A 23,546-nucleotide genomic window follows, 5' to 3' on the forward strand; every position below is an offset into this window, starting at 1 on the left:
TATGAAATGGTTGAGTTTCAGTCAGCTTCCTGTTTTCGCGCGGTTCCTTCTGGTGATGGCGGCTGTTCTGACCGCCCCAGTGCCTGTTGAGGCGGAACTTCAGGGGCTTTCGGAAACTGAAATGTCCTCGATTGATGGAGCCGGGATCGGCCTTGTACTGGAGAATTTCAAATTCTCCCATGGAACGGATGAGCCGGATGCCTCGGGAGAGCAGGCACGCATTTTCCGGATTGGCGGGATCAAAAGCACCGACGGCCGTGATGTCGATATTACGGTAAACCATCTCTACATCGCCGGGGCCAATAGCAACTACGGAGAGACCCTGGGCCCGGTCAATCTTGGGAGACTCCTGAACCCGTGGAAAATTGATGTGGTGGATGGCAATGATATTGGTATCGCTGACAAGGCGGTGCTGGAGTTCGCAGCCAGTGCCATGGTCAATAGCGACCAGGGTTATGACTGCATGGACTCCGGGGCCGGTCCCGGCAGCGGCACCTGCTCGAGTCGCCCGGCGTCCGCTGGATACATCGGGGAGCGAGCGGACATCGGCATGCAGATGAACGTGGCAGTTGGTGACGACCGGTCTGCCAATATCAATATCCACGCAAAGAGTGCTGTCATCGATGGTAGCTATCTGCGCCTTTGGGGCGATAACGATCGGCGCCAGATGGTCGGCCAGTTCAAGCTGAATTTCTATTCCCCGGAACTTTCTATCAATGCCTGCGCACAGGACGGTTCCACCTGCGGATCACGAATACTGATGAGCAATTTTGCGCTCGAGCTGGCGATTGGCAACCAGCTTCAACCGGTATTCTTCGACGTTGATGGCAGTGGAAACTTTGTTGTGGAGGTTGCTGCAATTCGGCGCCCTCAGCCGGGCGAGATCGGTGCCGACGGTCTCCGCGGCAGCAGTGATGCGGACGCCTGGGATTTCTACGAGTCCTACTACACGAACCCGGAGTTTCGCAGCAATCTCAAGATCGGAAATTTCAGTGTTGGCGACCGCGATTTTGGTTCGGCCCGTGTACAGGGAATGCTGATACAACACTTGAACATTAAGACCAGGGATCTGAGCCAATGAAATCCTTTCTGCGCAGAACAATACTGGCTCTCCCTGTTTTTCTGTTTTCACTCCCCAGCCTTGCCGAACTCGCCCGCCTGGAAGATGAAGCTCTCTCGGATATCTCCGGACAGGGTGGGATCTACCTGTCCGGCGATATCAGCATCAATGAAATGGGCGGTCCGGTTGAGAACAGTTATTTCGGACGTTGTGATGACGTGGACAAAAAGTGTGGCGCCCGTTTTGCTTACCGGCTGAAAGAAAACGGCGGATGGATGGTGCTTGATGATATTCGGGGCAATTTCGCGTTTGAGGGCCTGACACTGCGGGTCCGCAAAGTCGATTCGGGATTCGGTGGTGATGGCGAACTGTTCAATCGGGATGTGCTGGAGCTTGGGCTGCCCAATACTGTTCGGTTCAACGACGTTCAATTCAAGATTTCTTCCAGCAGCACGGCCCGGCCCACCGACCCCGGCTTTCAGCAGACCGACATATTCTCTGTTGATATGCGAGGGGACGTTGTGATGGAAGGAAACCTGCTCGTGTTTCCGGCGGGGAATCCGTGAGATTGAAGAGGTTAACGGTTATGGGCGCGCCAGACAGAATCAAACAACTTGCCCCGATGGCCACTGGGCTGTTTTGTGTGGTCCTCGCCTTGCCGGTGGTCGCCGACATGAAAAGCCTGGACGATTCCACGCTGGCAAACATCAGTGGCCAGAGTGGTTTGTCGGTAGAGCTCGATCTTGGCCTGACGGCAGATCGACTGTCCTATGTTGATGATGGCAGCAGCATCCATCTGGACGGTTTTCGCATTGGGTCCGCCGTTGATCCTTCTGGTCAGGCATTCCACCTGATTCGCATCGATGTTGAGGAGGATGCATCCCTTAACCTCGATTACCTGGTGAAAGACCGACGGATCGAGTTCGGTGATATCCGGCTCGCCGGGGCCCCCGGTGTCAGTATGGGGGGGATCTTTTTCGATCATTCTCTGGAAGGGTATTTAAATATAAGGCAGGGCAGCTCCGTTGGCGGGGCCGGATATACCTTTGACTCCGCCTACACGATGACCGGCGGCCGTCTGGGATATCGCACCAATGGCAATAAAGTTTTTCTGGACGATATCACCATGAGTGTGGAGGCACTGGGAGTAACCCTGGATGTGGTCGACGACACTCTGGCTCTGAATGCGCCCAGAATAACCGGGGATTGGGAGGTCGGCGCGATTCGTTACAGCAGCAACCCCCTGAATCATGGCGTATCCGTCGATTCCGGCAACGGACAACCTCTGCCCAGCTATGGCAGCCTGAGTGGAAGTTACGAGCTTTCCTCCAGCACCAGCCTGACTGCCGGCGGCCGATCCGGAGAGGGTCTGCGAATCGATAACGAGACCGTTATACACTCGGCCTCTTTTCTATACAGGGATGACGGAAAGGCCCTCGCGCTTCGAGACATCACTGGCGTCTATCGGATTAACGACCTCCGGCTCGATGTGGCGACCGACTGGCAGAATAGACCGGCCCTGGCCCTGACCCTTGGCTCCATGGATGGTGAATTCAGCATTGGCGCTATTGAGGTGGGTGGCAATGGCAAGAGTATCGGTCAGGTGAATGTCAGCTTTTTGCTTGAAGATCAGGTGTTCAACGGCCGCAGCTATTCCAATGCGATCTATCTGCAGGGGGGTGGACACCCTGACGCCGGGCCTCAGGGCTTGCGACTTGCCACTGAATGGAGTCTTCGGCTTGCCGATTTCAGCTACACCGAAGACGGCAACCGGGTGATATTCAGTGGCCTGCAGTCCTGGGGGCAGGGCGATGTAACGGTCAATGTAACTCGCGATGGCGTCACCAACGGTACCGAGTTCTTCGATGGTCTGCGGATTGGTTTCGAGGACATCAGGGCCGGCTACCGGATCAACGGTCTGCGAGTAGGAAGTGATGACGCCCCCTTGCAGGGTGGCACAGAGCTGCTGCTGGCACTGGGGTTCTATCCGGCTTACGAATTCGAGCTTGATGGCCATGTGACGCTCGGCGCAGGAGGCGCATCGGGTGAGGGGATTACCATCAATTCCGATGTCAGCATCAGGAACGGCAAGGCGGCGATTATCGCGGTGCCCTACGATGAAGGAAATGGTGAAATTCCCCAGAAGGGCCTCTGGATTACCGAACTGGATTATGACGCGCATGTGCGCGACATGACCGTTGATGTCAGCCAGGAGGGGCTTGCGGTGATCAAGGGCGAATCCTGGAGCACCATGGATATCGGCAATCTGAGAATCGGCGACAAGGAATCCGGTCAGAGTTTCGGGAGGTTCGTGATTCAGAAATACGAAACCGGCAGCAGCATGACCGTCGTCCCCGGCGGGGCCGGCGATGTCTGCGCCGGTGGCATGGGTGATAGTCCATCCGCTTGTGCGGCTTCCGGAGGCGTCTGGGAAACCCGGGGTGAGGAGGGGCTGACGGTCCGCCTGAAGCAGGTGCTTGCCAAGGCCATCAATGAAGCCCGGAAGAACTCGCTGACCTGGGAAACCAACCGGCAAAGCAGCGGTGTTGGTGAGGCCATGAACGGAACCGGGACGAGCCTCGTTCTGAACGATATCCATACCAGCGATGGTGGGGACTTTGATGGTGATGGCGTAGACGACAACTCGTTTGGGCTACGGACCGATCTTTCCGTGGATGTCTATCAAACCCGGGTTGTGAAAAAGGAGGACGGTCCGGATGCAATGGGAGTGACAGGCAACCGGGGCGATGAAAAAATCATGGATGGTTCGTCCGCTGCCGGCTACCGCTATGTCTCCAATCCAACCCTCGCCGAGGCCGACAACAGACCGCTCGGGTTTGCGGTGAAGGCGAGAAGCCGGTTCAAGGAACTCTCGATCAACAATATCGATCTGGTTCATCCCGTTGGTGGTGCTCAGACGGCCGTCTATGGCGTCAAAATGCAGAACTTTGATATCAAGGCCAATCTGACCGCAACCCCGATTCCCTGATCTTCCGACAGGCGGTTCGCAAAGCGACACCGCCAACTTTGTCTTTTTCCCTTCCCTGGTGTTTAATCCGGCCTTACCCAATTTCATGGCTGGATGCATCTTATGAAATCCAAAGCACTTATAGAGCTGCTCAGTGACGGTCAGGTTCACTCCGGAGCCGCGCTGGCCGAAAAGCTCGGGGTTAGTCGTACCGCAATCTGGAAGCAGATTCGTCGCGCGATGGAGGAAGGTGCTGACATTGCCACGATTCGCGGACGTGGATATCAGCTGGTGTCCCGGGTGGACCTGCTCGATAGGGCACGGGTGCTTCGTGAAATTGCCGCCGGCCGGGAGCAGGAGCTTTCACTGACAGTCCTCGACGAGGTTGACTCGACCAATGCCGAGGTGATCAGGCAGATTACCGCCGGAAGCAAGGGTGTCCCGGTGGCTATCGCCGACTGTCAGACGTCCGGCCGAGGCCGACGGGGGCGTGTATGGCAAAGCCCCCGGGGCGAAAACCTGTACCTGAGCATGGGGCTCACCTTCCACGGCGGCTTCGGAGTACTGGATGGGTTGAGTCTGGTGCTCGGCGTTGCGGTGGCCAATGCCCTGGAACGACTGGGAGTGCCGGAGGTCGGACTCAAGTGGCCAAATGATATTTTTCTGCCGGACGGCAAGCTTGGCGGCATCCTGGTGGAGCTCCAGGGTGAGCTGGAGGAAGGCGTGGTGCAGGTAATTGCGGGTATCGGGCTGAATGTACATATGTCCCGGGCTGATGGCGTCGATCAACCCTGGAGCAGCCTCGCCAGGGTCTGCCCTCAAGTCGAGTGGTCGCGCAGCCAGATCGGTGGTGCAATCATCGATGCTGTATTCGATGCTGTCGCGCTGTTCTCGGATATCGGGTTTGCAGATTTTCGGGAGTCCTGGCAGCGTCGCGATGTGTTCATGGGAAAATCGCTCAAGGCCCGGGGCGGTGATGTCGAAGGTGTCGGTTGTGGCATTGATGACGCCGGCAACTATCAAATCCGGACCGAAAACGGGCTTGTTCCGGTGCGCGCAGGGGAAATCAGTCTGCGAGTGGCAAAATGAATCTGTTTATTGACGCGGGTAACACCCGGCTGAAGTGGTGTCTTGCAAACCAGGATGAGGTTCTGGCCTCGGGGACCGGCTCTCTCGAAGACGAGAACCCCCTGGGCATGTCGGGAGAACTGATCGGAAAGGTTGTGTCTGTCGCCATATCCACCGTCGCCTCTGAAGAAAGGCGAACTCATTTGGCGGGCTCCGTCGAGAAGCTGTGTCAGGCGCCGGTTCGCTTTTACTGGTCGGAACAGTCCCGGAATGGCCTCATGAACGCCTACCAGGATGTCTCGAGAATGGGGGCTGATCGGTGGCATGGAATGTACGGTGCCTGGCTCGATCACAGGCAGGGCTTTGCGGTCTTGGACGCAGGCAGTGCCGTTACTGTCGATTATGTTGATCGGCATGGTCAGCATCTGGGTGGTTATATTCTTCCTGGCCTGCAGATGATGCTGCGCAGTCTCCGGACCGATGCCGCCCGGATCTGGTTCGACCCGGACCAGGGGCTGGCAACGGACCCTGGCAAGAGTACCGGAGAGTGCGTGAACCATGGTCTTGCCTGGCTGTCTGCTGCGATGATTGAGCGGGTGATCGCTGACGCCCGAAAACTGTCACTGTCTGAAATTCTGGTTACTGGCGGCGATGCTGACCGGCTTATCGGTCTTGGTCTGCCCGGTATTTCTCGCCCGGATCTTGTGTTGTCGGGACTTCGTGCAATTCATGCGGAGGAAACCTCCGGATGAGGTGGTTGGCGTTGGTGCTGGTGCTGGTGAGTATTGCTATTTATTACCTGCCGGACTTCGTGGGGCCATCGGGCGGCATGGCCAATGTTGCCAGTGGCAGCCTGCCAAGGGTGGCCAGCCTCAAATCGCCGGGGCCGGCAGACTCCGGTGTCGGGCCTGGTGCACCCGCCGACGAATCCGAAATGTCCTGTGCCCGCCTTGGATGGATTGAAACCGCGGAGCGCGCCCGAAGCCTGGTGGACAGTCAACCTCTCGCGGAGGAGGCGGGTTTCAGGATTGAAGAAGTCGAAAGAGAGCTGGCACCCCTGCACTGGGTTCTTATTCCACCCCAGCCCGAGGCTGTCGCCCTGAGCCAGTTCCGTGACATTCAGAGGCAGGGGATCGACTCCTATCTGGTTACCGAGGGCGAAAACCGCAATGCCATTTCGCTGGGGCTGTTCGAGTCCCGCGAATCTGCAATTTCCGTGCTGGAAGAAAAAAAACGTCAGAATCTTAATGCGGTACTGGTCAACTTCCCCCGAAATCAGATAAGCTACGCGCTCTCTTTTGAGGCGGAACCAGAACTCGCTGAAGAACTGGTTCAGGCGGTGAAAGCGGATTACGGCAGCAATTTTGATTTCGTTGAAATCAGGCCTTGTGAAGGTGTTGCAACGCCAGAAAAAAATCCGTAGTATACCGCCCTCGCTGACGAGGCGAATGTGAGCTGGCGTAGCTCAGTTGGTAGAGCAGCTGACTTGTAATCAGCAGGTCGGGGGTTCGATTCCGTCCGCCAGCTCCACTTTAAGTTTTGACGGATTCGCTCACGCGAATCCGACTCGGAGGGGTTCCCGAGTGGCCAAAGGGATCAGACTGTAAATCTGACGGCATCGCCTTCGCAGGTTCGAATCCTGCCCCCTCCACCACTAAATTGCTCGCGGGCATCGTATAGTGGCTATTACCTCAGCCTTCCAAGCTGATGACGCGGGTTCGATTCCCGCTGCCCGCTCCAATTTGTTTTGTAATGCTCATGTAGCTCAGTTGGTAGAGCACACCCTTGGTAAGGGTGAGGTCGGCGGTTCAAATCCGCCCATGAGCTCCATTATTTATCCGGTCAACGTTACGATCCTGGTTGATTAGGGAGATTGGTCGAATGTCTAAGTCTAAGTTTGAACGTAATAAGCCGCACTTGAACGTAGGCACCATTGGTCACGTTGACCATGGTAAAACCACTTTGACTGCTGCCCTGACCCGTGTATGTCACGAAGTTTGGGGTACAGGCTCTGCGAGTGCCTTCGACCAGATCGATAACGCACCGGAAGAGAAGGCGCGTGGTATTACCATTGCGACTTCCCACGTTGAGTACGATTCCCCGAATCGCCACTACGCTCACGTAGACTGCCCGGGCCACGCTGACTATGTGAAGAACATGATCACTGGTGCGGCGCAGATGGACGGCGCGATCCTGGTTTGCTCCGCAGCTGACGGCCCCATGCCGCAGACCCGTGAGCACATCCTGCTGTCCCGTCAGGTTGGCGTACCTTTCATCGTTGTGTTCCTGAACAAAGCGGACATGGTAGACGATGAAGAGCTGCTCGAGCTGGTTGAGATGGAAGTTCGTGACCTGCTGAGCCAGTACGACTTCCCGGGTGACGACACTCCGATCATCACCGGTTCTGCGCTGATGGCGCTGGAAGGCAAAGACGACAACGAGATGGGTACTACCGCTGTTAAGAAGCTGGTAGAAGCTCTGGATGACTACATCCCCGAGCCGGAGCGTGCGATCGATCAGCCGTTCCTGATGCCGATCGAGGACGTCTTCTCTATCTCTGGTCGTGGTACTGTTGTGACCGGCCGTGTTGAGCGTGGCGTTATCAAGACTGGTGACGAAGTGGAAATCGTTGGTATCAAGGATACCGTGAAGACCACTTGTACTGGTGTTGAGATGTTCCGCAAGCTGCTGGACGAAGGTCGTGCCGGTGAGAACATTGGTGCGCTTCTGCGTGGCACCAAGCGTGACGACGTTGAGCGTGGTCAGGTTCTGGCGGTTCCGGGTTCCATCACTCCGCACACCAAGTTCGAGTGCGAAGTGTACGTACTGTCCAAAGAAGAAGGCGGCCGTCATACTCCGTTCTTCAAGGGCTACCGTCCGCAGTTCTACTTCCGTACCACCGACGTAACCGGTTCTTGCGAACTGCCGGAAGGTGTGGAAATGGTTATGCCGGGTGACAACGTCAAGATGAGTGTTACCCTGATTGCTCCGATCGCCATGGAAGATGGCCTGCGCTTCGCGATTCGTGAAGGCGGCCGTACCGTTGGTGCCGGCGTAGTCTCCAAGATTATCGAGTAATGGACTCGAGAGTAAGTGCACTGAGTTGTTTCGGTGCAGGCCAGTAGCTCAATTGGCAGAGCAGCGGTCTCCAAAACCGCAGGTTGGGGGTTCGATTCCCTCCTGGCCTGCCATTTTTTAACATCCGGATACATAAGTTGATTCCTATGGAGTCAAAAGCCGTTCAGTCAGCCAGCCGTTTCGATTTCGTGAAGTGGCTGGTTGTTTTCGTTCTGATCGCCATCGGTGTGGTGGGGAATCAGTATTATAGTGCCGAGTCTCTGCTGTATCGGGTTCTGGCTCTTGTAGGTCTCGCAATTGTGGCGGCGCTTGTTGCCCTCCAGACCGACCGTGGTCGTCGCTTCGCGACGCTGCTGAAGGAAGCGAGAGTAGAGATCCGGAAAGTGGTATGGCCCACCAGGCCCGAGCTTGTGCAGACGACAGCGATTGTTGTGGTGTTTGTGCTCGTTGTGGCTCTGTTGTTGTGGGGTATGGATTCGCTGATCAGCTGGCTGGTCGCCGGGTTTATCGGTTAACAGGAGTGGGCAATGGCTAAGCGCTGGTACGTCGTTCATGCGTATTCTGGCTTCGAAAAGCAGGTAATGCGCACTCTCAGGGAGCGCGTTGCGCTGCACGAGATGGAAGACCGTTTCGGCGAGATCCTGGTTCCGACCGAGGAAGTCGTCGAAATGCGAGAAGGGAAGAAGCGCAAGAGTGAGCGCAAATTCTATCCCGGGTACGTACTGGTCCAGATGGAAATGGACGATGCGACGTGGCACCTTGTGAAGAACACCCCGCGTGTTCTTGGTTTTATTGGTGGTACCAAGGATAAGCCTGCACCGATCACCGAAAAGGAAGCGGAAGCGATCCTTCGTCGAGTCGAAAGCGGTGCAGACAAGCCCAAGCCGAAGACGCTGTTCGAGCCGGGTGAGATTGTTCGCGTTGTTGAAGGTCCTTTTGCGGACTTCAATGGTGTGGTTGAGGAAGTTGACTACGACAAGAGTCGGGTCAAGGTTGCCGTTCTGATCTTTGGTCGTTCAACTCCGGTAGAGCTGGAGTTTGGGCAGGTCGAAAAAGACTGACCGGTAACGGGAAAGCTGAAAGCTCGCGCGCTCAAGCGACGCGGGCTTTTTGTGTCTGCTCTTAGCAGTTGTAAAAACGGGGAGCCGAGAGGCGTTTGAACCCACAGGAGATCTATCATGGCAAAGAAAATTGAAGCGTACATCAAGCTTCAGGTTGCTGCCGGCAAGGCCAACCCGAGTCCCCCCGTTGGTCCTGCACTGGGTCAGCGCGGCGTAAACATCATGGAATTCTGCAAGGCGTTCAACGCCCAGACTCAGGACATGGAGCCTGGTCTGCCGATTCCGACCGTGATCACCGTTTACAGTGATCGCAGCTTTACCTTTATTACCAAGACTCCGCCTGCACCGGTTCTTCTCCTGAAGGCCGCTGGCATCAAGAGTGGCTCCGGTCGTCCGAATACCGAGAAAGTCGGTACCGTGACCCGCGAGCAGCTTGAAGAAATTGCCAAGACCAAAGAGCCGGACCTGACTGCAGCCGATATGGACGCAGCGGTACGTACCATTGCAGGAACAGCCCGCAGCATGGGCCTGAACGTGGAGGGCCTGTAACATGGCGAAGCTGAGCAAGCGTCAGAAGCTTATTCGTGAAAAGGTAGACTCTACCCGTTCCTACTCTGTCGACGAAGCAGTTGCACTGCTGGTTGAGCTGGGCCAGAACGTGAAGTTCAAAGAGTCTGTCGACGTAGCCGTCAATCTGGGCGTTGACGCACGTAAATCCGACCAGGTTGTCCGTAGCAGCACTGTTCTGCCTCACGGCACCGGCAAGACCGTTCGCGTCGCTGTATTTACCCAGGGCGCCAATGCCGAGAAAGCAACGGCTGCTGGTGCAGACGTTGTAGGCATGGACGATCTGGCGGACGAAGTTAAGAAAGGCAACATGGATTTCGACGTGGTTATCGCCACTCCGGACGCCATGCGTGTTGTTGGTCAGCTGGGCCAGATTCTTGGTCCCCGTGGCCTGATGCCGAACCCGAAGGTGGGTACTGTGACTCCTGACGTCGAGACTGCGGTCAAGAACGCCAAGGCCGGTCAGGTTCGTTACCGCACCGACAAGAACGGCATTATCCACGCTCCGCTGGGTAACGTTGAATTCTCTGCGCAGAACATCAAGGAAAACCTTGAAGCTCTGGTAGCAGATCTGAAAAAGGCCAAGCCGTCGTCGGCGAAAGGCGTGTATCTCAAAAAGATCACCATTTCCTCGACTATGGGTCCTGGCCTGACTATCGATCAGAGCGGTCTCGCTATTTGATCCTTTGATCGGTGGTTACTTTGTAGTCTGGGCGGAAGCCAAGGCTGTCAAAGACCGCAGGCCCCCGAAGCACTTTCGGTCTGACTGGAAGTGCTGCAAGGGTTAAAGCAACGCCTGCGCAGACGGTGTGAAGACGTTCTCTCTGAACCCAAACACCGTTAGGAGCCCCGCGAGGGGTATATGTGGGTTTGCCGGGAAGACCCGGCGAAATCGAGGAGAAATCCAGTGGCAATTAGACTCGAAGACAAGAAAGCGATCGTCGCTGAAGTCAACGAGACTGCCGGTGGTGCTCTGTCTGTGGTTATGGCTGACTACCGTGGTGTTACCTCTGGTGACATGACGGCGCTTCGTGCCAAGGCTCGTGCCGAAAACGTGCGTCTGAAGGTTGTTCGTAACAACCTGGCGAAGATCGCGATTCGCGGTACCGAGTTCGAGTGCATCGACGAAGCCCTGGTCGGCCCGACCATTCTGGCATTCTCTATGGAAGATCCGGGCGCGGCAGCGCGTCTGTTGAAGGATTTTGCGAAAGAGAAAGAGGCGTTCGAGATTAAGGCACTGGCCGTCGGCGGAGAGCTGATGGGTGCAGACCAGATCGACCGTCTTGCCAAGCTGCCAACACGTCACGAAGCGCTGACAATGCTGGCCGCAGTAACACAGGCACCGATCACCAAGCTGGCACGGACACTGAACGAAGTTCCTTCGAAAGTGACTCGTGCTGTAGCGGCAGTTCGCGACCAGAAGCAAGAAGCTGCTTGATTCTGTTGAACACCATTTTTTATATTTTTGGGAGAAAGTCATGGCTCTGTCTAACGAAGACATTTTGAACGCAATCGCTGAAATGAGCGTAATGGACGTAGTTGCGCTGGTTGAAGCAATGGAAGAAAAATTCGGTGTTTCTGCCGCTGCAGCCGTTGCTGCTGCGCCGGCAGCTGCTGGTGGTGGCGAAGCCGCTGCTGAAGAGCAGACCGAGTTTGACGTTGTACTTACCGGTCCTGGTGAGAAGAAAGTAAACGTAATCAAGGCCGTTCGTGAACTGACTGGCCTGGGTCTGAAAGAAGCCAAGGAAATGGTCGACAGCGCTCCTTCCGTTATCAAGGAAGCAGCTAGCAAAGACGACGCTGAAGAAGCCAAGAAGAAGCTTGAGGAAGCAGGCGCTTCTGTTGAGCTCAAGTAAGAGTCGGCTGTTGATCGAAACCGTGCGATAAGCATGGACAGGCTGGTGGCTTTGGGCCACCGGCCTTTTTCTGTTGTATATGCTATAGAGTCTGGTGAGCAATTGCAGGTTGATGTCAGATCTATAACCTACAGCCAGAGTCTTGTTCAAGACGGCGCGATAAGCCGAGCAATTCGGCCCCGAAGCAGAACATTGGTTGCTTCTTGATACCAGGTATCAGGTCTAAAGCTGGGGAATGCAGATGACTTACTCCTACACTGAGAAAAAGCGGATTCGCAAAGATTTTAGTAAATTGCCTTCCGTGATGGACGTCCCCTATTTGCTGTCTATTCAGCTGGATTCGTTCCGGGACTTCCTCCAAATGGAAGCCGCTCCTGAAGACCGCCGGGAAACCGGTCTTCACGCAGCATTCAAATCCGTATTCCCGATTGTCAGTTACTCTGGCAATGCCGCGCTCGAATACGTGAGCTATCGTATTGGCGAGCCGGTTTTTGATGTCAAGGAATGCCAGCTTAGGGGCGTAACCTATGCAGCGCCGCTGCGGGTGAAGGTCCGCCTTATCATTTACGATAAGGAATCGTCCAACAAGGCGATCAAGGACATTAAAGAGCAGGAAGTCTACATGGGCGAGATGCCCCTGATGACCGAGAACGGTACCTTCGTTATCAACGGTACCGAGCGCGTTATTGTTTCCCAGCTCCACCGGTCTCCGGGTGTGTTCTTCGATCACGACAAGGGCAAGACCCATTCCTCCGGCAAGCTGCTGTATTCTGCCCGGGTGATTCCTTACCGTGGTTCCTGGCTGGACTTCGAGTTTGATCCGAAGGACTCCGTGTTCGTTCGTATCGACCGTCGTCGTAAGCTTCCGGCATCCATTCTGTTGCGTGCCCTGGGCTACACCTCCGAGCAGATGCTGGAGATGTTCTTCGAAACCAGTAAATTCAGCCTGGGCGCGGAAGTGTGCAAGCTGGAGCTGGTGCCGAGCCGTCTGCGTGGCGACATCGCGACCTTCGATATCAAGGACAATGACGGTAACGTGATTGTCGAAGAAGGTCGCCGGATTACGGCCCGCCACATCAAGCAGTTGGAAAAAGCCGGCATCAACGAGCTTGAGGTGCCGACCGAGTACCTGTACGGCCGTGTACTGGCGAAAGACATGATCGATCAGGGTTCCGGTGAAGTCCTGGTGGAGTGTAACTCCGAGCTGACAGAAGAGCTGGTCACCAAGATTCTCGACGCTGGCGTGAAGGATATCGAAACCCTTTACACCAACGATCTGGACTGTGGTCCGTTCATGTCTGACACCCTGCGTATCGATCCGACTCGCACGCCGCTCGAAGCGCTGGTTGAGATCTACCGGATGATGCGCCCGGGTGAGCCGCCCACCAAGGAGTCGGCTGAGAACCTGTTTAATAACCTGTTCTTCTCTGAAGAGCGCTATGACCTGTCTGCGGTTGGCCGGATGAAGCTGAACCGCCGTCTGCGCCGTGAAGAAAGCACAGGTGAGGGCACCCTGACCCACGAAGACATCATCGACGTTCTCAAGACCCTGATCGACATACGTAACGGCCAGGGCAATGTGGACGATATCGATAACCTGGGTAACCGTCGTGTTCGCTGCGTTGGCGAAATGGCCGAAAACCAGTTCCGCGTTGGCCTGGTTCGGGTTGAGCGAGCGGTTCGTGAGCGTCTGAGCCTTGCTGAAAGCGAAGGGCTGATGCCGCAGGACCTGATTAACGCCAAGCCGGTAGCAGCCGCGGTTAAAGAATTCTTCGGCTCAAGCCAGCTGTCGCAGTTCATGGACCAGAACAACCCGTTGTCCGAGGTCACGCACAAGCGTCGTATCTCTGCGTTGGGCCCAGGTGGTCTGACCCGTGAGCGTGCAGGCTTTGAGGTTCGTGACGTACACCCGACCCACTACGGTCGCGTATGCCCAATCGAGACGCCGGAAGGTCCGAACATCGGTCTTATCAACTCGCTGGCGACTTACGCGCGCTCCAACTCCTACGGTTTCCTCGAGAGTCCGTACCGGAAAGTTGAGAACGGCGTGGTAACCGATGAAGTGGTTTACCTGTCCGCTATCGAGGAGAGCAACTACGTCATCGCCCAGGCCAGTGCTGCCATGGACGAGAAGACCAAGCGTCTGACCGACGAACTGGTTACCGTTCGCCACCAGAACGAATTTACCGTTACTCCGCCGGAGAGCGTTAACTTCATGGATGTATCTCCGCGCCAGGTAGTATCGGTCGCGGCATCCCTGATCCCGTTCCTGGAGCATGACGACGCCAACCGGGCACTGATGGGTGCGAACATGCAGCGTCAGGCGGTTCCGACACTCAAAGCCCAGGTTCCCCTGGTAGGAACCGGTGTTGAGCGTACGGTTGCCCAAGACTCTGGCGTCTGTGTATCGGCTCGCCGCGGCGGTGTGATCGAAAGCGTTGACGCTTCGCGCATCGTGGTTCGTGTCAATAACGAGGAAACCGAAGCGGGTGATGCAGGTGTGGATATCTACAACCTGACCAAGTACACCCGTTCGAACCAGAACACCTGTATCAACCAGCGCTCCATCGTGCGTCAGGGCGATATTATTGCCCGTGGCGACGTGCTGGCAGACGGTCCCTCTGTGGATCTGGGTGAGCTGGCACTGGGGCAGAACATGCGCATCGCGTTCATGCCCTGGAACGGTTACAACTTTGAGGACTCCATCCTCATTTCCGAGAAAGTGGTGCAGGAAGATCGCCTGACCACCATCCACATTCAGGAACTGACCTGTGTGGCTCGGGACACCAAGCTGGGTAGCGAAGAAATCACCGCGGATATTCCGAACGTTGGTGAAAGTGCGCTGTCCAAGCTGGATGAGTCCGGTATTGTTTACATTGGTGCTGAAGTGGGCCCCGGTGACATTCTGGTAGGCAAGGTCACACCGAAGGGTGAGACCCAGCTGACGCCTGAGGAGAAGCTGCTGCGTGCCATCTTTGGTGAGAAGGCGTCCGATGTTAAGGACACCTCCTCCCGCGTGCCGACTGGCACCCGCGGCACCGTTATCGACGTGCAGGTCTTTACCCGCGACGGTATCGAGAAGGATCAGCGTGCCCAGTCCATCGAGAAAGAGCAGCTGGACCAGTATCGCAAGGATCTGAAAGACGAGTACCGGATTGTTGAAGGTGCGACATTCGAGCGTCTGAACAGTGCGTTGAAAGGGCAGGAAGTGATCAGTGGGCCGGGCCTGAAGAAAGGCGCCACCCTCGAAGAGAGCTACCTGGCCGAGCTGCCGCGTTCTGACTGGTTCAAGCTCCGGATGAAAGACGAGAGCCTGAACGAGCTGCTGGAGAAATCCGAGCAGGGTCTGGAAGACCGCAAGAAGGAACACGAAGCGCGCTTTGACGACAAGAAAGGCAAGCTTCAGCAGGGCGACGACCTCGCACCGGGCGTACTGAAGATCGTCAAGGTATACCTGGCTATCAAGCGTCGTATCCAGCCGGGTGACAAGATGGCCGGTCGTCACGGTAACAAGGGTGTTATTTCCTCGGTGATGCCGATCGAAGACATGCCTTACGACGAGCACGGCAACACGGTTGACGTGGTTCTGAACCCGCTGGGTGTTCCCTCGCGGATGAACGTAGGTCAGGTGCTTGAGACTCATCTGGGTGCTGCAGCCAAGGGTCTGGGTGAGCGTATCAGCCAGATGCTGGACGAGCAGCGCAAGGTGGCTGAATTACGCAAGCTGCTGGATGAGATCTACAATCACTCAGACGAAGTGTTCAAGGTGGACCTGGATTCCCTGTCCGACAAGGAAATCCTGGAGATGTGCCACAACCTTCGCGGCGGTGTGCCCATGGCAACGCCGGTATTCGACGGTGCCAAGGAAGCCGAGGTCAAGCGCATGCTTGAGCTTGCGGGACTGAGCACTACCGGTCAGACCATGCTGTATGACGGTCGTACTGGTGATATGTTCGACCGCCCGGTAACGGTTGGCTACATGTACATCCTGAAGCTGAACCACCTGATCGACGACAAGATGCACGCTCGTTCCACCGGCTCTTACAGCCTGGTTACCCAGCAACCGCTGGGTGGTAAGGCGCAGTTCGGTGGCCAGCGCTTCGGTGAGATGGAAGTGTGGGCTCTCGAGGCCTACGGTGCAGCTTACACGCTGCAGGAGATGCTCACCGTCAAGTCTGATGACGTGAACGGTCGGACCAAGATGTACAAGAACATTGTCGATGGCGATCATCGGATGGAGCCGGGCATGCCCGAATCCTTCAACGTTCTTGTCAAGGAAATCCGCTCGCTGGGTATCGACATCGAGCTGGAATCCGAGTGAGCCGAATTGTTTTTGGCAGCGTGAGCGGGCACGACCAGTGCCCGCCCGAGATTAACGCCATCCGGAGCTTTTACTGATGAAAGATTTGCTGAATCTTCTCAAGAGCCAGAACCAAAGCAAGGAATTCGACGCCATCCGTATTGGCCTGGCGTCGCCTGACATGATCCGTTCCTGGTCCTTTGGCGAAGTGAAGAAGCCTGAGACCATTAACTACCGTACCTTCAAGCCGGAGCGCGACGGTCTTTTCTGTGCCAAGATCTTCGGCCCGATCAAGGACTACGAGTGTCTGTGCGGTAAATACAAACGCCTCAAGCATCGCGGTGTTATCTGCGAGAAGTGTGGCGTTGAGGTTGCGCTGGCCAGTGTCCGCCGTGAGCGCATGGGCCATATTGAGCTGGCCAGCCCGGTCGCGCACATCTGGTTCCTGAAGTCACTGCCGTCCCGTATCGGTCTGATGCTGGACATGACCCTGCGCGATATCGAGCGGGTCCTGTACTTCGAATCCTTTATTGTTATCGATCCGGGGATGACCACCCTGGAGAAGGGCCAGCTGCTGAACGATGAGCAGTACTATGAAGCCCTGGAAGAATTCGGCGACGAGTTCGACGCCCGCATGGGTGCCGAAGCGGTCAAGGAGCTCCTTGAAGGTATTGACCTGCAGGAAGAGGTCGATGCCCTGCGTGAGGAGATTCCGCAGACCAACTCCGAAACCAAGATCAAGAAGTTCAGCAAGCGTCTGAAAATTCTTGAGGCGTTCCTGTATTCCGGCAACAAGCCAGGCGACATGGTCATGACCGTGCTGCCGGTGCTTCCGCCGGATCTGCGCCCGCTGGTACCGCTGGACGGTGGCCGCTTCGCGACCTCTGATCTGAACGATCTTTACCGTCGGGTGATCAACCGGAACAACCGTCTCAAGCGCCTGCTGGAGCTGAACGCTCCGGATATCATCGTGCGTAACGAGAAACGGATGCTGCAGGAAGCCGTTGACGCGCTGCTGGACAACGGGCGCCGTGGCCGGGCCATTACCGGCACCAACAAGCGCCCGCTGAAGTCCCTGGCTGACATGATCAAGGGTAAGCAGGGTCGTTTCCGTCAGAACCTGCTTGGTAAGCGTGTGGACTACTCCGGTCGTTCAGTGATCGTGGTCGGTCCGTACCTGCGCCTGCACCAGTGTGGTCTGCCAAAGAAGATGGCACTGGAATTGTTCAAGCCGTTTATTTTCTCCAAGTTGGAGCACCGCGGCCTGGCGACCACCATCAAGGCCGCCAAGAAGATGGTCGAGCGCGAGGAAGGCGTGGTCTGGGATATCCTGGACGAAGTCATCCGTGAGCATCCGATCATGCTGAACCGTGCGCCGACCCTGCACCGTCTGGGTATCCAGGCATTCGAGCCGGTTCTGATCGAAGGCAAGGCGATCCAGCTGCATCCGCTGGTGTGTGCGGCCTACAACGCCGACTTTGACGGCGACCAGATGGCGGTTCACGTACCGCTGACCCTGGAAGCCCAGCTCGAAGCCCGTGCGCTGATGATGTCCACCAACAACGTGCTGTCGCCGGCCAACGGCGAGCCGATTATCGTGCCGTCCCAGGACGTGGTACTCGGCCTGTACTACATGACCCGTGAGCGCAAGAGCGCCCTGGGTGAGGGTATGGTGTTTGCCGACGTCAAAGAGGCGCATCGTGCCTACGGCGCTGGCAAGGTCGACCTTCAGGCGATCGTCAAGGTTCGCGTGAAGGAAGTGGCGATTGCCGAAGATGGCTCCCGTACCGAGCAATACAAGATTGTTGATACCACGGTTGGTCGTGCTCTGCTGTTTGACATCGTGCCTGATGGCCTGTCCTACGAGCTGGTCAACAAGCCGATGGTCAAGAAGGCAATCTCTAACCTGATCAACACCTGCTACCGTGATGCCGGTCTGAAAGACACCGTCATCTTCGCGGATCAGTTGATGTACATGGGTTATCACTATGCGACCGTTTCCGGTATCTCTATTGGTTTCAACGATTTCGAGATTCCGCCGGAGAAGTACGAGCTGGTTGATGCCGCATCCGCTGAGGTGAAGGATATCGAAACCCAGTACGCGTCCGGTCTGCTGACCCAGGGCGAGAAGTACAACAAGGTTATCGACATCTGGTCACGTGCCAACGATAAAGTTTCCAAAGCCATGATGGAGCGTCTGGCGAAGGAGCAGGTTATCGGGCCTGACGGACAACCGGTGAAGGGCGAGGACGGCGAATACCTGATGCAGGAGTCGTTCAACTCGGTTTACATGATGGCCGATTCCGGCGCCCGGGGTTCCGCGGCCCAGATCCGTCAGCTGGCCGGTATGCGTGGCCTTATGGCCAAGCCGGACGGCTCTATTATCGAAACGCCGATCACTGCGAACTTCCGTGAAGGTCTGAACGTACTCCAGTACTTCATCTCCACTCACGGTGCCCGTAAGGGTCTGGCGGATACCGCTCTGAAGACCGCGAACTCCGGTTACCTGACCCGTCGTCTGGTAGATGTCTCCCAGGATCTGGTCGTTACCGAGCCTGACTGTGGTACCGACGAAGGTCTGCTGATGACGCCGCACATCGAAGGTGGCGACGTTGTAGTACCGCTGGGTGACCGGGTTCTGGGTCGTGTGACCGCCCGTGATGCGTTTACTCCGACCGACAAGGATAACGCCGTTATCGAAGCCGGCACTCTGCTGGACGAGAAGGCCGTTGAAACCCTCGAGCGGGCCGGTGTGGATGAAGTCTGGGTTCGCTCTGCGATCACCTGTGAAACCCGCCACGGTATCTGCTCCAAGTGCTACGGCCGTGATCTGGCCCGTGGTCACGAGGTTAACGTCGGTGAAGCTGTGGGCGTTATCGCTGCGCAGTCCATCGGTGAGCCGGGTACCCAGCTGACTATGCGTACCTTCCACATTGGTGGTGCGGCCAGCCGGGCGTCCGCGGTGGACAATATCCAGGTCAAGCATGGCGGTACCGTCCGTCTGCACAATATGAAGTCGATCGAGAAGGCCGACGGTACTCTGGTGGTGATTTCCCGTTCCTCCGCGTTGGCCATTGCCGATGACCAGGGTCGTGAGCGTGAATGGTACAAGCTGCCATACGGTGCTGTTCTATCCGTCAAGCACGGTGATGCGGTTGAAGCGGGCGTTGTGGTTGCCAAGTGGGATCCGCACACCCACCCGATCATCGCCGAGGCTGGTGGTACCGCGAAATTCGTCAACATGGACCAGGGCATCACTGTCCGCACCCAGACCGACGAATTGACGGGCCTGTCCACCATGGAGGTCATCGACTCCAAGGAGCGTCCTGCAGCTGGTAAGGACATTCGTCCTGCGATCCAGCTCATTGATGAGAAGGGTGAAGAAGTGGAGCTGCCAGGTGGCGGTACTGCGATCTTCTTCCTGCCGGCAAACGCTCTGGTCACCATGGCCAACGGTGCGCGGATCGAACTGGGTGACGTGGTAGCACGGATCCCGCAGGAAAGCTCCAAGACCCGGGATATCACCGGTGGTCTGCCGCGGGTTGCCGACCTGTTCGAGGCCCGTCGTCCGAAGGAATCCTCCATCCTGGCTGAAATCAGCGGTATGGTCTCGTTCGGCAAGGAAACCAAGGGCAAAAAGCGTCTGGTTATCACACCGAAGGATGGGGATGCTTACGAAGTTCTGATTCCGAAGCACCGTCAGCTCAACGTCTTCGAAGGCGAGACCGTTGAGAAGGGTGAGGTAATCTCGGACGGTCCGTCCAACCCGCACGATATTCTGCGTCTGCTGGGTGTGGTTGAACTGGCCAAGTACATCACCAACGAAATCCAGGACGTTTACCGGCTGCAGGGTGTTGTCATCAACGATAAACACATTGAGGTTATCGTTCGTCAGATGCTGCGGAAGGTGGAAATCACCGATCCCGGCGATACCACTCTGCTCTCCGGCGACCAGGTGGAAATCACCCAGGTGCTGGAAGAAAACGAGAAGGCCGATGCCGCCGACAAAGAGCCTGCACGGTTCGAGCGTCTGCTGCTGGGTATCACCAAGGCTTCCCTGGCCACCGAGTCGTTCATTTCTGCGGCTTCGTTCCAGGAAACTACCCGGGTACTCACCGAAGGTGCGGTTACCGGTAAGCGTGATTACCTGCGCGGCCTGAAGGAAAACGTTGTGGTTGGTCGACTGATTCCGGCCGGTACCGGTCTGGCATACCACAACGAGCGTCGTCGCAAGCGTGACCTGGAAGAGCAGGGCGTAACCGCGGCCGACGTGGAAGAAGCTCTGAGTGCCGAGCTCAACCGCGAAAGCTGAGTTGGGACGGCGCGCCGCCTCCGGGTAGTTACCTACCCGAGAGGTGGTCAAAAAGAGACCAGTCATCTTGACTGTCCGGGGGCGCAGGCTTACACTTGCGTCCCTTAAATTTTACCCCCTGCACAGGGGGTAAGTTTCATTGATATGGTTTTTTGGAGTTTGCTTACATGGCAACGATTAATCAGTTGGTGCGTAAGCCTCGTAAGCGCAAGGTAGCCAAGAGCGATGTTCCTGCTCTCCAGGCCTGCCCTCAGCGCCGTGGTGTGTGCACTCGTGTGTATACCACAACGCCGAAGAAGCCGAACTCAGCACTGCGTAAAGTGTGCCGTGTTCGTCTGACCAACGGCTACGAGGTTTCCTCATACATTGGTGGTGAAGGTCACAACCTTCAGGAGCACAGTGTTGTGCTGATCCGTGGCGGTCGAGTAAAAGACCTTCCGGGTGTGCGCTATCACACTGTTCGCGGAACGCTGGACACCCAGGGTGTACAGAACCGTAAGCAGGGCCGCTCCAAGTACGGTGCAAAACGACCCAAGTCCTGATGTCCCGAGTGGGTGTCTTTTATCGTTGCTTGTCAGAACGGTAAGAGTAAGGCTGAGTAGCATTTGCTATCTCAGGGGTTCCTGAAGACCTTTTAGATATATAAGGGCTTATCGATGCCTAGAAGAAGAGTTGCAGCAAAACGGGAAATTATCCCGGATCCGAAATTCGGCAGTGCACGTCTTGCCAAGTTCATCAACCACGTGATGGAAAGTGGCAAGAAGTCTACCGCAGAGCGCATTGTTTACGGCGCTCTGGACATTGTTGCCGAGAAATCCAAGGAAGAGCCGATCGACATGTTCGAGAAGGCCCTGGAGAACATCCAGCCGATGGTTGAGGTTAAGTCCCGTCGTGTGGGTGGTGCTACTTACCAGGTGCCTGTTGAAGTACGGCCTTCCCGTCAGAACGCGCTGGCAATGCGCTGGCTCGTAGAATACTCACGGAAGCGCGGTGAGAAGTCCATGGCTCAGCGTCTGGCTGGTGAAATCCTGGACGCCGCTGACAGCAAAGGCTCCGCTGTTAAGAAGCGTGAAGATGTTCACCGCATGGCAGAAGCCAACAAGGCGTTCTCTCACTTCCGTTTCTAATCAGCCGAGGTTTATACAGTGGCACGCAAGACTCCTATCAAGCGTTACAGAAACATTGGTATTTGTGCGCACGTTGATGCGGGCAAAACCACAACCACCGAGCGGGTGCTGTTCTACACAGGTATCTCCCACAAGATCGGTGAAGTTCATGATGGTGCAGCTACCATGGACTGGATGGAGCAGGAGCAGGAGCGTGGTATTACCATCACCTCTGCTGCGACTACGACATTCTGGCAGGGTATGGACAAGCAGTACCCGGAGCACCGGATCAATATCATCGACACCCCGGGGCACGTTGACTTTACTATCGAAGTAGAGCGCTCCCTGCGCGTACTCGACGGTGCGGTTGTGGTGTTCTGTGGCTCCTCCGGTGTTGAGCCCCAGTCCGAGACCGTATGGCGTCAGGCCAACAAGTACGAAGTTCCCCGCATGGTGTTCGTCAACAAGATGGACCGTGCCGGCGCAAACTTCCTGCGCGTTGTTGAGCAGATCAAGAAGCGTTTGGGCGCAAACTGCGTTCCCATCCAGCTGCCGATCGGTTCTGAAGACAATTTCGCTGGTATTGTCGACCTGATTCGTAACAAGGCCATCTACTGGAACGAAGCTGACTCTGGCGCGAGCTACGAGCAGAAAGACGTTCCCGCGGAAATGGAAGACGAAGTCGCCATGTACCGCGAGCAGATGGTTGAAGCTGCTGCAGAAGCCAACGAAGAGTTGATGGAAAAGTACCTCGAAGAGGGTGAGCTCTCCATCGACGATATCAAGAAGGGTCTGCGTATGCGTACCCTGGCGAACGAGATCGTTGTTGCTACCTGTGGTTCTGCGTTCAAGAACAAGGGTGTTCAGGCGGTTCTGGACTCCGTTATCGAGTTCCTGCCGGCGCCAGACGAAGTCAAGGCCATCCGTGGTGAAGTTGACGACGAAGGCACCGAGGAAACCCGTCCGGTTGATGACGATGCGCCGTTCGCGGCTCTGGCGTTCAAGATCGCCACAGACCCGTTCGTGGGCACGCTGACGTTCTTCCGGGTTTACTCCGGTAAGCTTGAGTCCGGTAATGCCGTCTACAACTCGGTGAAAGGCAAGAAAGAGCGCGTCGGCCGTATGGTTCAGATGCACTCCAAAGATCGCCAGGAAATCAAAGAAGTGCTTGCGGGCGACATCGCCGCTGCGATTGGCCTGAAGAGTGTGACCACCGGTGACACCCTGTGCGACGAGAACCACAAGATCATTCTCGAGCGCATGGAATTTCCGGAGCCGGTTATCTCTGTTGCCGTTGAGCCGAAGTCCAAGGCGGACCAGGAAAAGATGGGCGTTGCACTGGGTAAGCTGGCTCAGGAAGATCCGTCGTTCCGCGTTCGTACCGACGAGGAATCCGGTCAGACCATCATCTCTGGCATGGGTGAGCTTCACCTGGACATCATCGTTGACCGCATGCGTCGCGAGTTCAAGGTAGAGGCGAACATCGGCAAGCCGCAGGTGGCCTACCGTGAGCGCATTCGCAAGTCGGTAGACGTCGAAGGCAAATTTGTGCGTCAGTCTGGTGGTCGTGGTCAGTACGGTCACGTCAAGATCAAGCTTGAGCCGTTGCCGCTGGATGATGAAGATGGTGAAAACTTTATCTTCGTGAATGAGATTGTTGGTGGTGTTGTTCCCAAGGAATACATCCCGGCAGTTCAGCAGGGTATTGAAGAGCAGATGCAGAACGGCTGTCTGGCCGGTTATCCGCTGCTGCGTATCAAGGCAACCCTGTACGACGGTTCCTACCACGACGTCGACTCGAACGAGATGGCCTTCAAGGTCGCTGGTTCCATGGCAATGAAGAAGGGTGCCCTCGAGGCGAACCCGGCACTGCTCGAGCCGATCATGCGTGTTGAAGTTGTGACGCCGGAAGATTACATGGGTGATGTTGTAGGCGACCTGAACCGTCGTCGCGGCGTTATCCAGGGCATGGACGAAGGTCCTGCCGGTAAGGTCATCCGTGCAGAGGTTCCGTTGTCGGAAATGTTCGGTTACGCCACCGACCTGCGTTCTGCAACGCAAGGCCGGGCGTCCTATGCGATGGAGTTCTCTGGTTATTCAGAGGCACCTTCGAACATTGCCGAAGCGATCATTAAAAAGGGTTGATCCCCAGGACTTAAGAAACAGGAAG

The 23,546-nt window shown here is 56.3% G+C and carries 18 protein-coding genes and 5 tRNA genes; all 23 read left to right on the forward strand.

Going from position 1 to position 23,546, the window contains the following annotated elements; genetic code table 11:
• Position 1: 1 nt before the first annotated feature.
• The 23 genes from ACGK9W_RS20440 (at position 2) to fusA (ending at position 23,521) form a co-directional block, all read left to right on the forward strand.
• Positions 2-1,081: a hypothetical protein gene (locus tag ACGK9W_RS20440; protein ID WP_405418459.1), complete on the forward strand. Its 1,080-nt coding sequence runs from the start codon at positions 2-4 to the stop codon at positions 1,079-1,081.
• Positions 1,078-1,626, forward strand: coding sequence for a hypothetical protein (locus ACGK9W_RS20445; RefSeq protein ID WP_108019292.1), 549 nt, complete (start codon positions 1,078-1,080; stop codon positions 1,624-1,626). The genes ACGK9W_RS20440 and ACGK9W_RS20445 overlap by 4 nt, the downstream gene beginning before the upstream one ends.
• Positions 1,627-1,646: 20 nt before the next feature.
• A complete protein-coding gene (locus tag ACGK9W_RS20450; RefSeq protein WP_405418460.1) occupies positions 1,647-4,049 on the forward strand; it encodes a DUF6160 family protein in 2,403 nt (800 codons plus the stop codon).
• 102 nt (positions 4,050-4,151) lie between these two features.
• Positions 4,152-5,117 (forward strand): biotin--[acetyl-CoA-carboxylase] ligase, encoded by a 966-nt coding sequence (locus ACGK9W_RS20455; protein ID WP_405418462.1) that lies wholly within the window; start codon positions 4,152-4,154, stop codon positions 5,115-5,117.
• Positions 5,114-5,848, forward strand: coding sequence for a type III pantothenate kinase (locus tag ACGK9W_RS20460; RefSeq protein WP_008174817.1), 735 nt, complete (start codon positions 5,114-5,116; stop codon positions 5,846-5,848). The genes ACGK9W_RS20455 and ACGK9W_RS20460 overlap by 4 nt, the downstream gene beginning before the upstream one ends.
• The gene (locus ACGK9W_RS20465; protein ID WP_227507717.1) at positions 5,845-6,519 is read left to right on the forward strand and encodes a hypothetical protein; all 675 of its coding nucleotides are present in this window, start codon (positions 5,845-5,847) and stop codon (positions 6,517-6,519) included. Before ACGK9W_RS20460 ends, ACGK9W_RS20465 begins: the two co-directional genes overlap by 4 nt.
• Before the next feature lie 31 nt (positions 6,520-6,550).
• Positions 6,551-6,626: transfer RNA gene (locus ACGK9W_RS20470), tRNA-Thr, on the forward strand.
• A gap of 39 nt (positions 6,627-6,665) precedes the next feature.
• Positions 6,666-6,750, forward strand: a tRNA-Tyr gene (locus ACGK9W_RS20475).
• A gap of 11 nt (positions 6,751-6,761) precedes the next feature.
• Positions 6,762-6,836, forward strand: a tRNA-Gly gene (locus ACGK9W_RS20480).
• Between the two features lie 14 nt (positions 6,837-6,850).
• A tRNA-Thr gene (locus tag ACGK9W_RS20485) sits at positions 6,851-6,926 on the forward strand.
• 51 nt (positions 6,927-6,977) lie between these two features.
• Positions 6,978-8,174 (forward strand): elongation factor Tu, encoded by a 1,197-nt coding sequence (gene tuf / locus ACGK9W_RS20490; RefSeq protein WP_008174851.1) that lies wholly within the window; start codon positions 6,978-6,980, stop codon positions 8,172-8,174.
• A 37-nt stretch (positions 8,175-8,211) separates the two neighbouring features.
• Positions 8,212-8,287 (forward strand) — tRNA-Trp (locus ACGK9W_RS20495).
• Positions 8,288-8,320: 33 nt separating this feature from the next.
• On the forward strand, positions 8,321-8,689 hold the full coding sequence (gene secE, locus ACGK9W_RS20500) for a preprotein translocase subunit SecE (RefSeq protein WP_008174826.1): 369 nt from the start codon (positions 8,321-8,323) through the stop codon (positions 8,687-8,689).
• Positions 8,690-8,701: 12 nt separating this feature from the next.
• The gene (nusG, locus tag ACGK9W_RS20505; RefSeq protein ID WP_008174829.1) at positions 8,702-9,235 is read left to right on the forward strand and encodes a transcription termination/antitermination protein NusG; all 534 of its coding nucleotides are present in this window, start codon (positions 8,702-8,704) and stop codon (positions 9,233-9,235) included.
• A gap of 117 nt (positions 9,236-9,352) precedes the next feature.
• Positions 9,353-9,784, forward strand: coding sequence for a 50S ribosomal protein L11 (gene rplK, locus ACGK9W_RS20510; protein ID WP_008174831.1), 432 nt, complete (start codon positions 9,353-9,355; stop codon positions 9,782-9,784).
• Position 9,785: 1 nt separating this feature from the next.
• A complete protein-coding gene (gene rplA / locus ACGK9W_RS20515) occupies positions 9,786-10,484 on the forward strand; it encodes a 50S ribosomal protein L1 (protein WP_008174833.1) in 699 nt (232 codons plus the stop codon).
• Between the two features lie 225 nt (positions 10,485-10,709).
• Positions 10,710-11,240 carry a 50S ribosomal protein L10 gene (gene rplJ, locus ACGK9W_RS20520; RefSeq protein ID WP_008174835.1) on the forward strand — a complete coding sequence of 177 codons (531 nt, stop codon included), beginning with the start codon at positions 10,710-10,712 and terminating at the stop codon, positions 11,238-11,240.
• Between the two features lie 40 nt (positions 11,241-11,280).
• Positions 11,281-11,658 (forward strand): 50S ribosomal protein L7/L12, encoded by a 378-nt coding sequence (gene rplL / locus ACGK9W_RS20525; RefSeq protein ID WP_008174836.1) that lies wholly within the window; start codon positions 11,281-11,283, stop codon positions 11,656-11,658.
• Positions 11,659-11,899: 241 nt separating this feature from the next.
• Positions 11,900-15,979, forward strand: coding sequence for a DNA-directed RNA polymerase subunit beta (rpoB, locus tag ACGK9W_RS20530; protein ID WP_008174839.1), 4,080 nt, complete (start codon positions 11,900-11,902; stop codon positions 15,977-15,979).
• A 76-nt stretch (positions 15,980-16,055) separates the two neighbouring features.
• Positions 16,056-20,270, forward strand: coding sequence for a DNA-directed RNA polymerase subunit beta' (gene rpoC, locus ACGK9W_RS20535; protein WP_008174840.1), 4,215 nt, complete (start codon positions 16,056-16,058; stop codon positions 20,268-20,270).
• Positions 20,271-20,437: 167 nt separating this feature from the next.
• Positions 20,438-20,812, forward strand: coding sequence for a 30S ribosomal protein S12 (gene rpsL, locus ACGK9W_RS20540; RefSeq protein WP_008174844.1), 375 nt, complete (start codon positions 20,438-20,440; stop codon positions 20,810-20,812).
• A 114-nt stretch (positions 20,813-20,926) separates the two neighbouring features.
• Positions 20,927-21,397 carry a 30S ribosomal protein S7 gene (gene rpsG / locus ACGK9W_RS20545; protein ID WP_008174847.1) on the forward strand — a complete coding sequence of 157 codons (471 nt, stop codon included), beginning with the start codon at positions 20,927-20,929 and terminating at the stop codon, positions 21,395-21,397.
• An 18-nt stretch (positions 21,398-21,415) separates the two neighbouring features.
• Positions 21,416-23,521 (forward strand): elongation factor G, encoded by a 2,106-nt coding sequence (fusA, locus tag ACGK9W_RS20550; protein ID WP_405418468.1) that lies wholly within the window; start codon positions 21,416-21,418, stop codon positions 23,519-23,521.
• Positions 23,522-23,546 lie beyond the last annotated feature (25 nt).

This window comes from Marinobacter flavimaris (assembly GCF_045057155.1).
GTDB lineage: Bacteria > Pseudomonadota > Gammaproteobacteria > Pseudomonadales > Oleiphilaceae > Marinobacter > Marinobacter manganoxydans.

Bases quoted from the DNA above. Each gene is read 5' to 3' on its own strand.
- rpsG (WP_008174847.1), top strand. From the start codon at position 20,927: ATGCCTAGAAGAAGAGTTGCAGCAAAACGGGAAATTATCCCGGATCCG.
- ACGK9W_RS20465 (WP_227507717.1), top strand. From the start codon at position 5,845: ATGAGGTGGTTGGCGTTGGTGCTGGTGCTGGTGAGTATTGCTATTTAT.
- ACGK9W_RS20460 (WP_008174817.1), top strand. From the start codon at position 5,114: ATGAATCTGTTTATTGACGCGGGTAACACCCGGCTGAAGTGGTGTCTT.
- rpsL (WP_008174844.1), top strand. From the start codon at position 20,438: ATGGCAACGATTAATCAGTTGGTGCGTAAGCCTCGTAAGCGCAAGGTA.
- rplL (WP_008174836.1), top strand. From the start codon at position 11,281: ATGGCTCTGTCTAACGAAGACATTTTGAACGCAATCGCTGAAATGAGC.
- ACGK9W_RS20455 (WP_405418462.1), top strand. From the start codon at position 4,152: ATGAAATCCAAAGCACTTATAGAGCTGCTCAGTGACGGTCAGGTTCAC.
- secE (WP_008174826.1), top strand. From the start codon at position 8,321: ATGGAGTCAAAAGCCGTTCAGTCAGCCAGCCGTTTCGATTTCGTGAAG.
- nusG (WP_008174829.1), top strand. From the start codon at position 8,702: ATGGCTAAGCGCTGGTACGTCGTTCATGCGTATTCTGGCTTCGAAAAG.
- ACGK9W_RS20450 (WP_405418460.1), top strand. From the start codon at position 1,647: ATGGGCGCGCCAGACAGAATCAAACAACTTGCCCCGATGGCCACTGGG.
- rpoC (WP_008174840.1), top strand. From the start codon at position 16,056: ATGAAAGATTTGCTGAATCTTCTCAAGAGCCAGAACCAAAGCAAGGAA.
- rplK (WP_008174831.1), top strand. From the start codon at position 9,353: ATGGCAAAGAAAATTGAAGCGTACATCAAGCTTCAGGTTGCTGCCGGC.
- ACGK9W_RS20445 (WP_108019292.1), top strand. From the start codon at position 1,078: ATGAAATCCTTTCTGCGCAGAACAATACTGGCTCTCCCTGTTTTTCTG.
- rplA (WP_008174833.1), top strand. From the start codon at position 9,786: ATGGCGAAGCTGAGCAAGCGTCAGAAGCTTATTCGTGAAAAGGTAGAC.
- tuf (WP_008174851.1), top strand. From the start codon at position 6,978: ATGTCTAAGTCTAAGTTTGAACGTAATAAGCCGCACTTGAACGTAGGC.
- ACGK9W_RS20440 (WP_405418459.1), top strand. From the start codon at position 2: ATGAAATGGTTGAGTTTCAGTCAGCTTCCTGTTTTCGCGCGGTTCCTT.
- rpoB (WP_008174839.1), top strand. From the start codon at position 11,900: ATGACTTACTCCTACACTGAGAAAAAGCGGATTCGCAAAGATTTTAGT.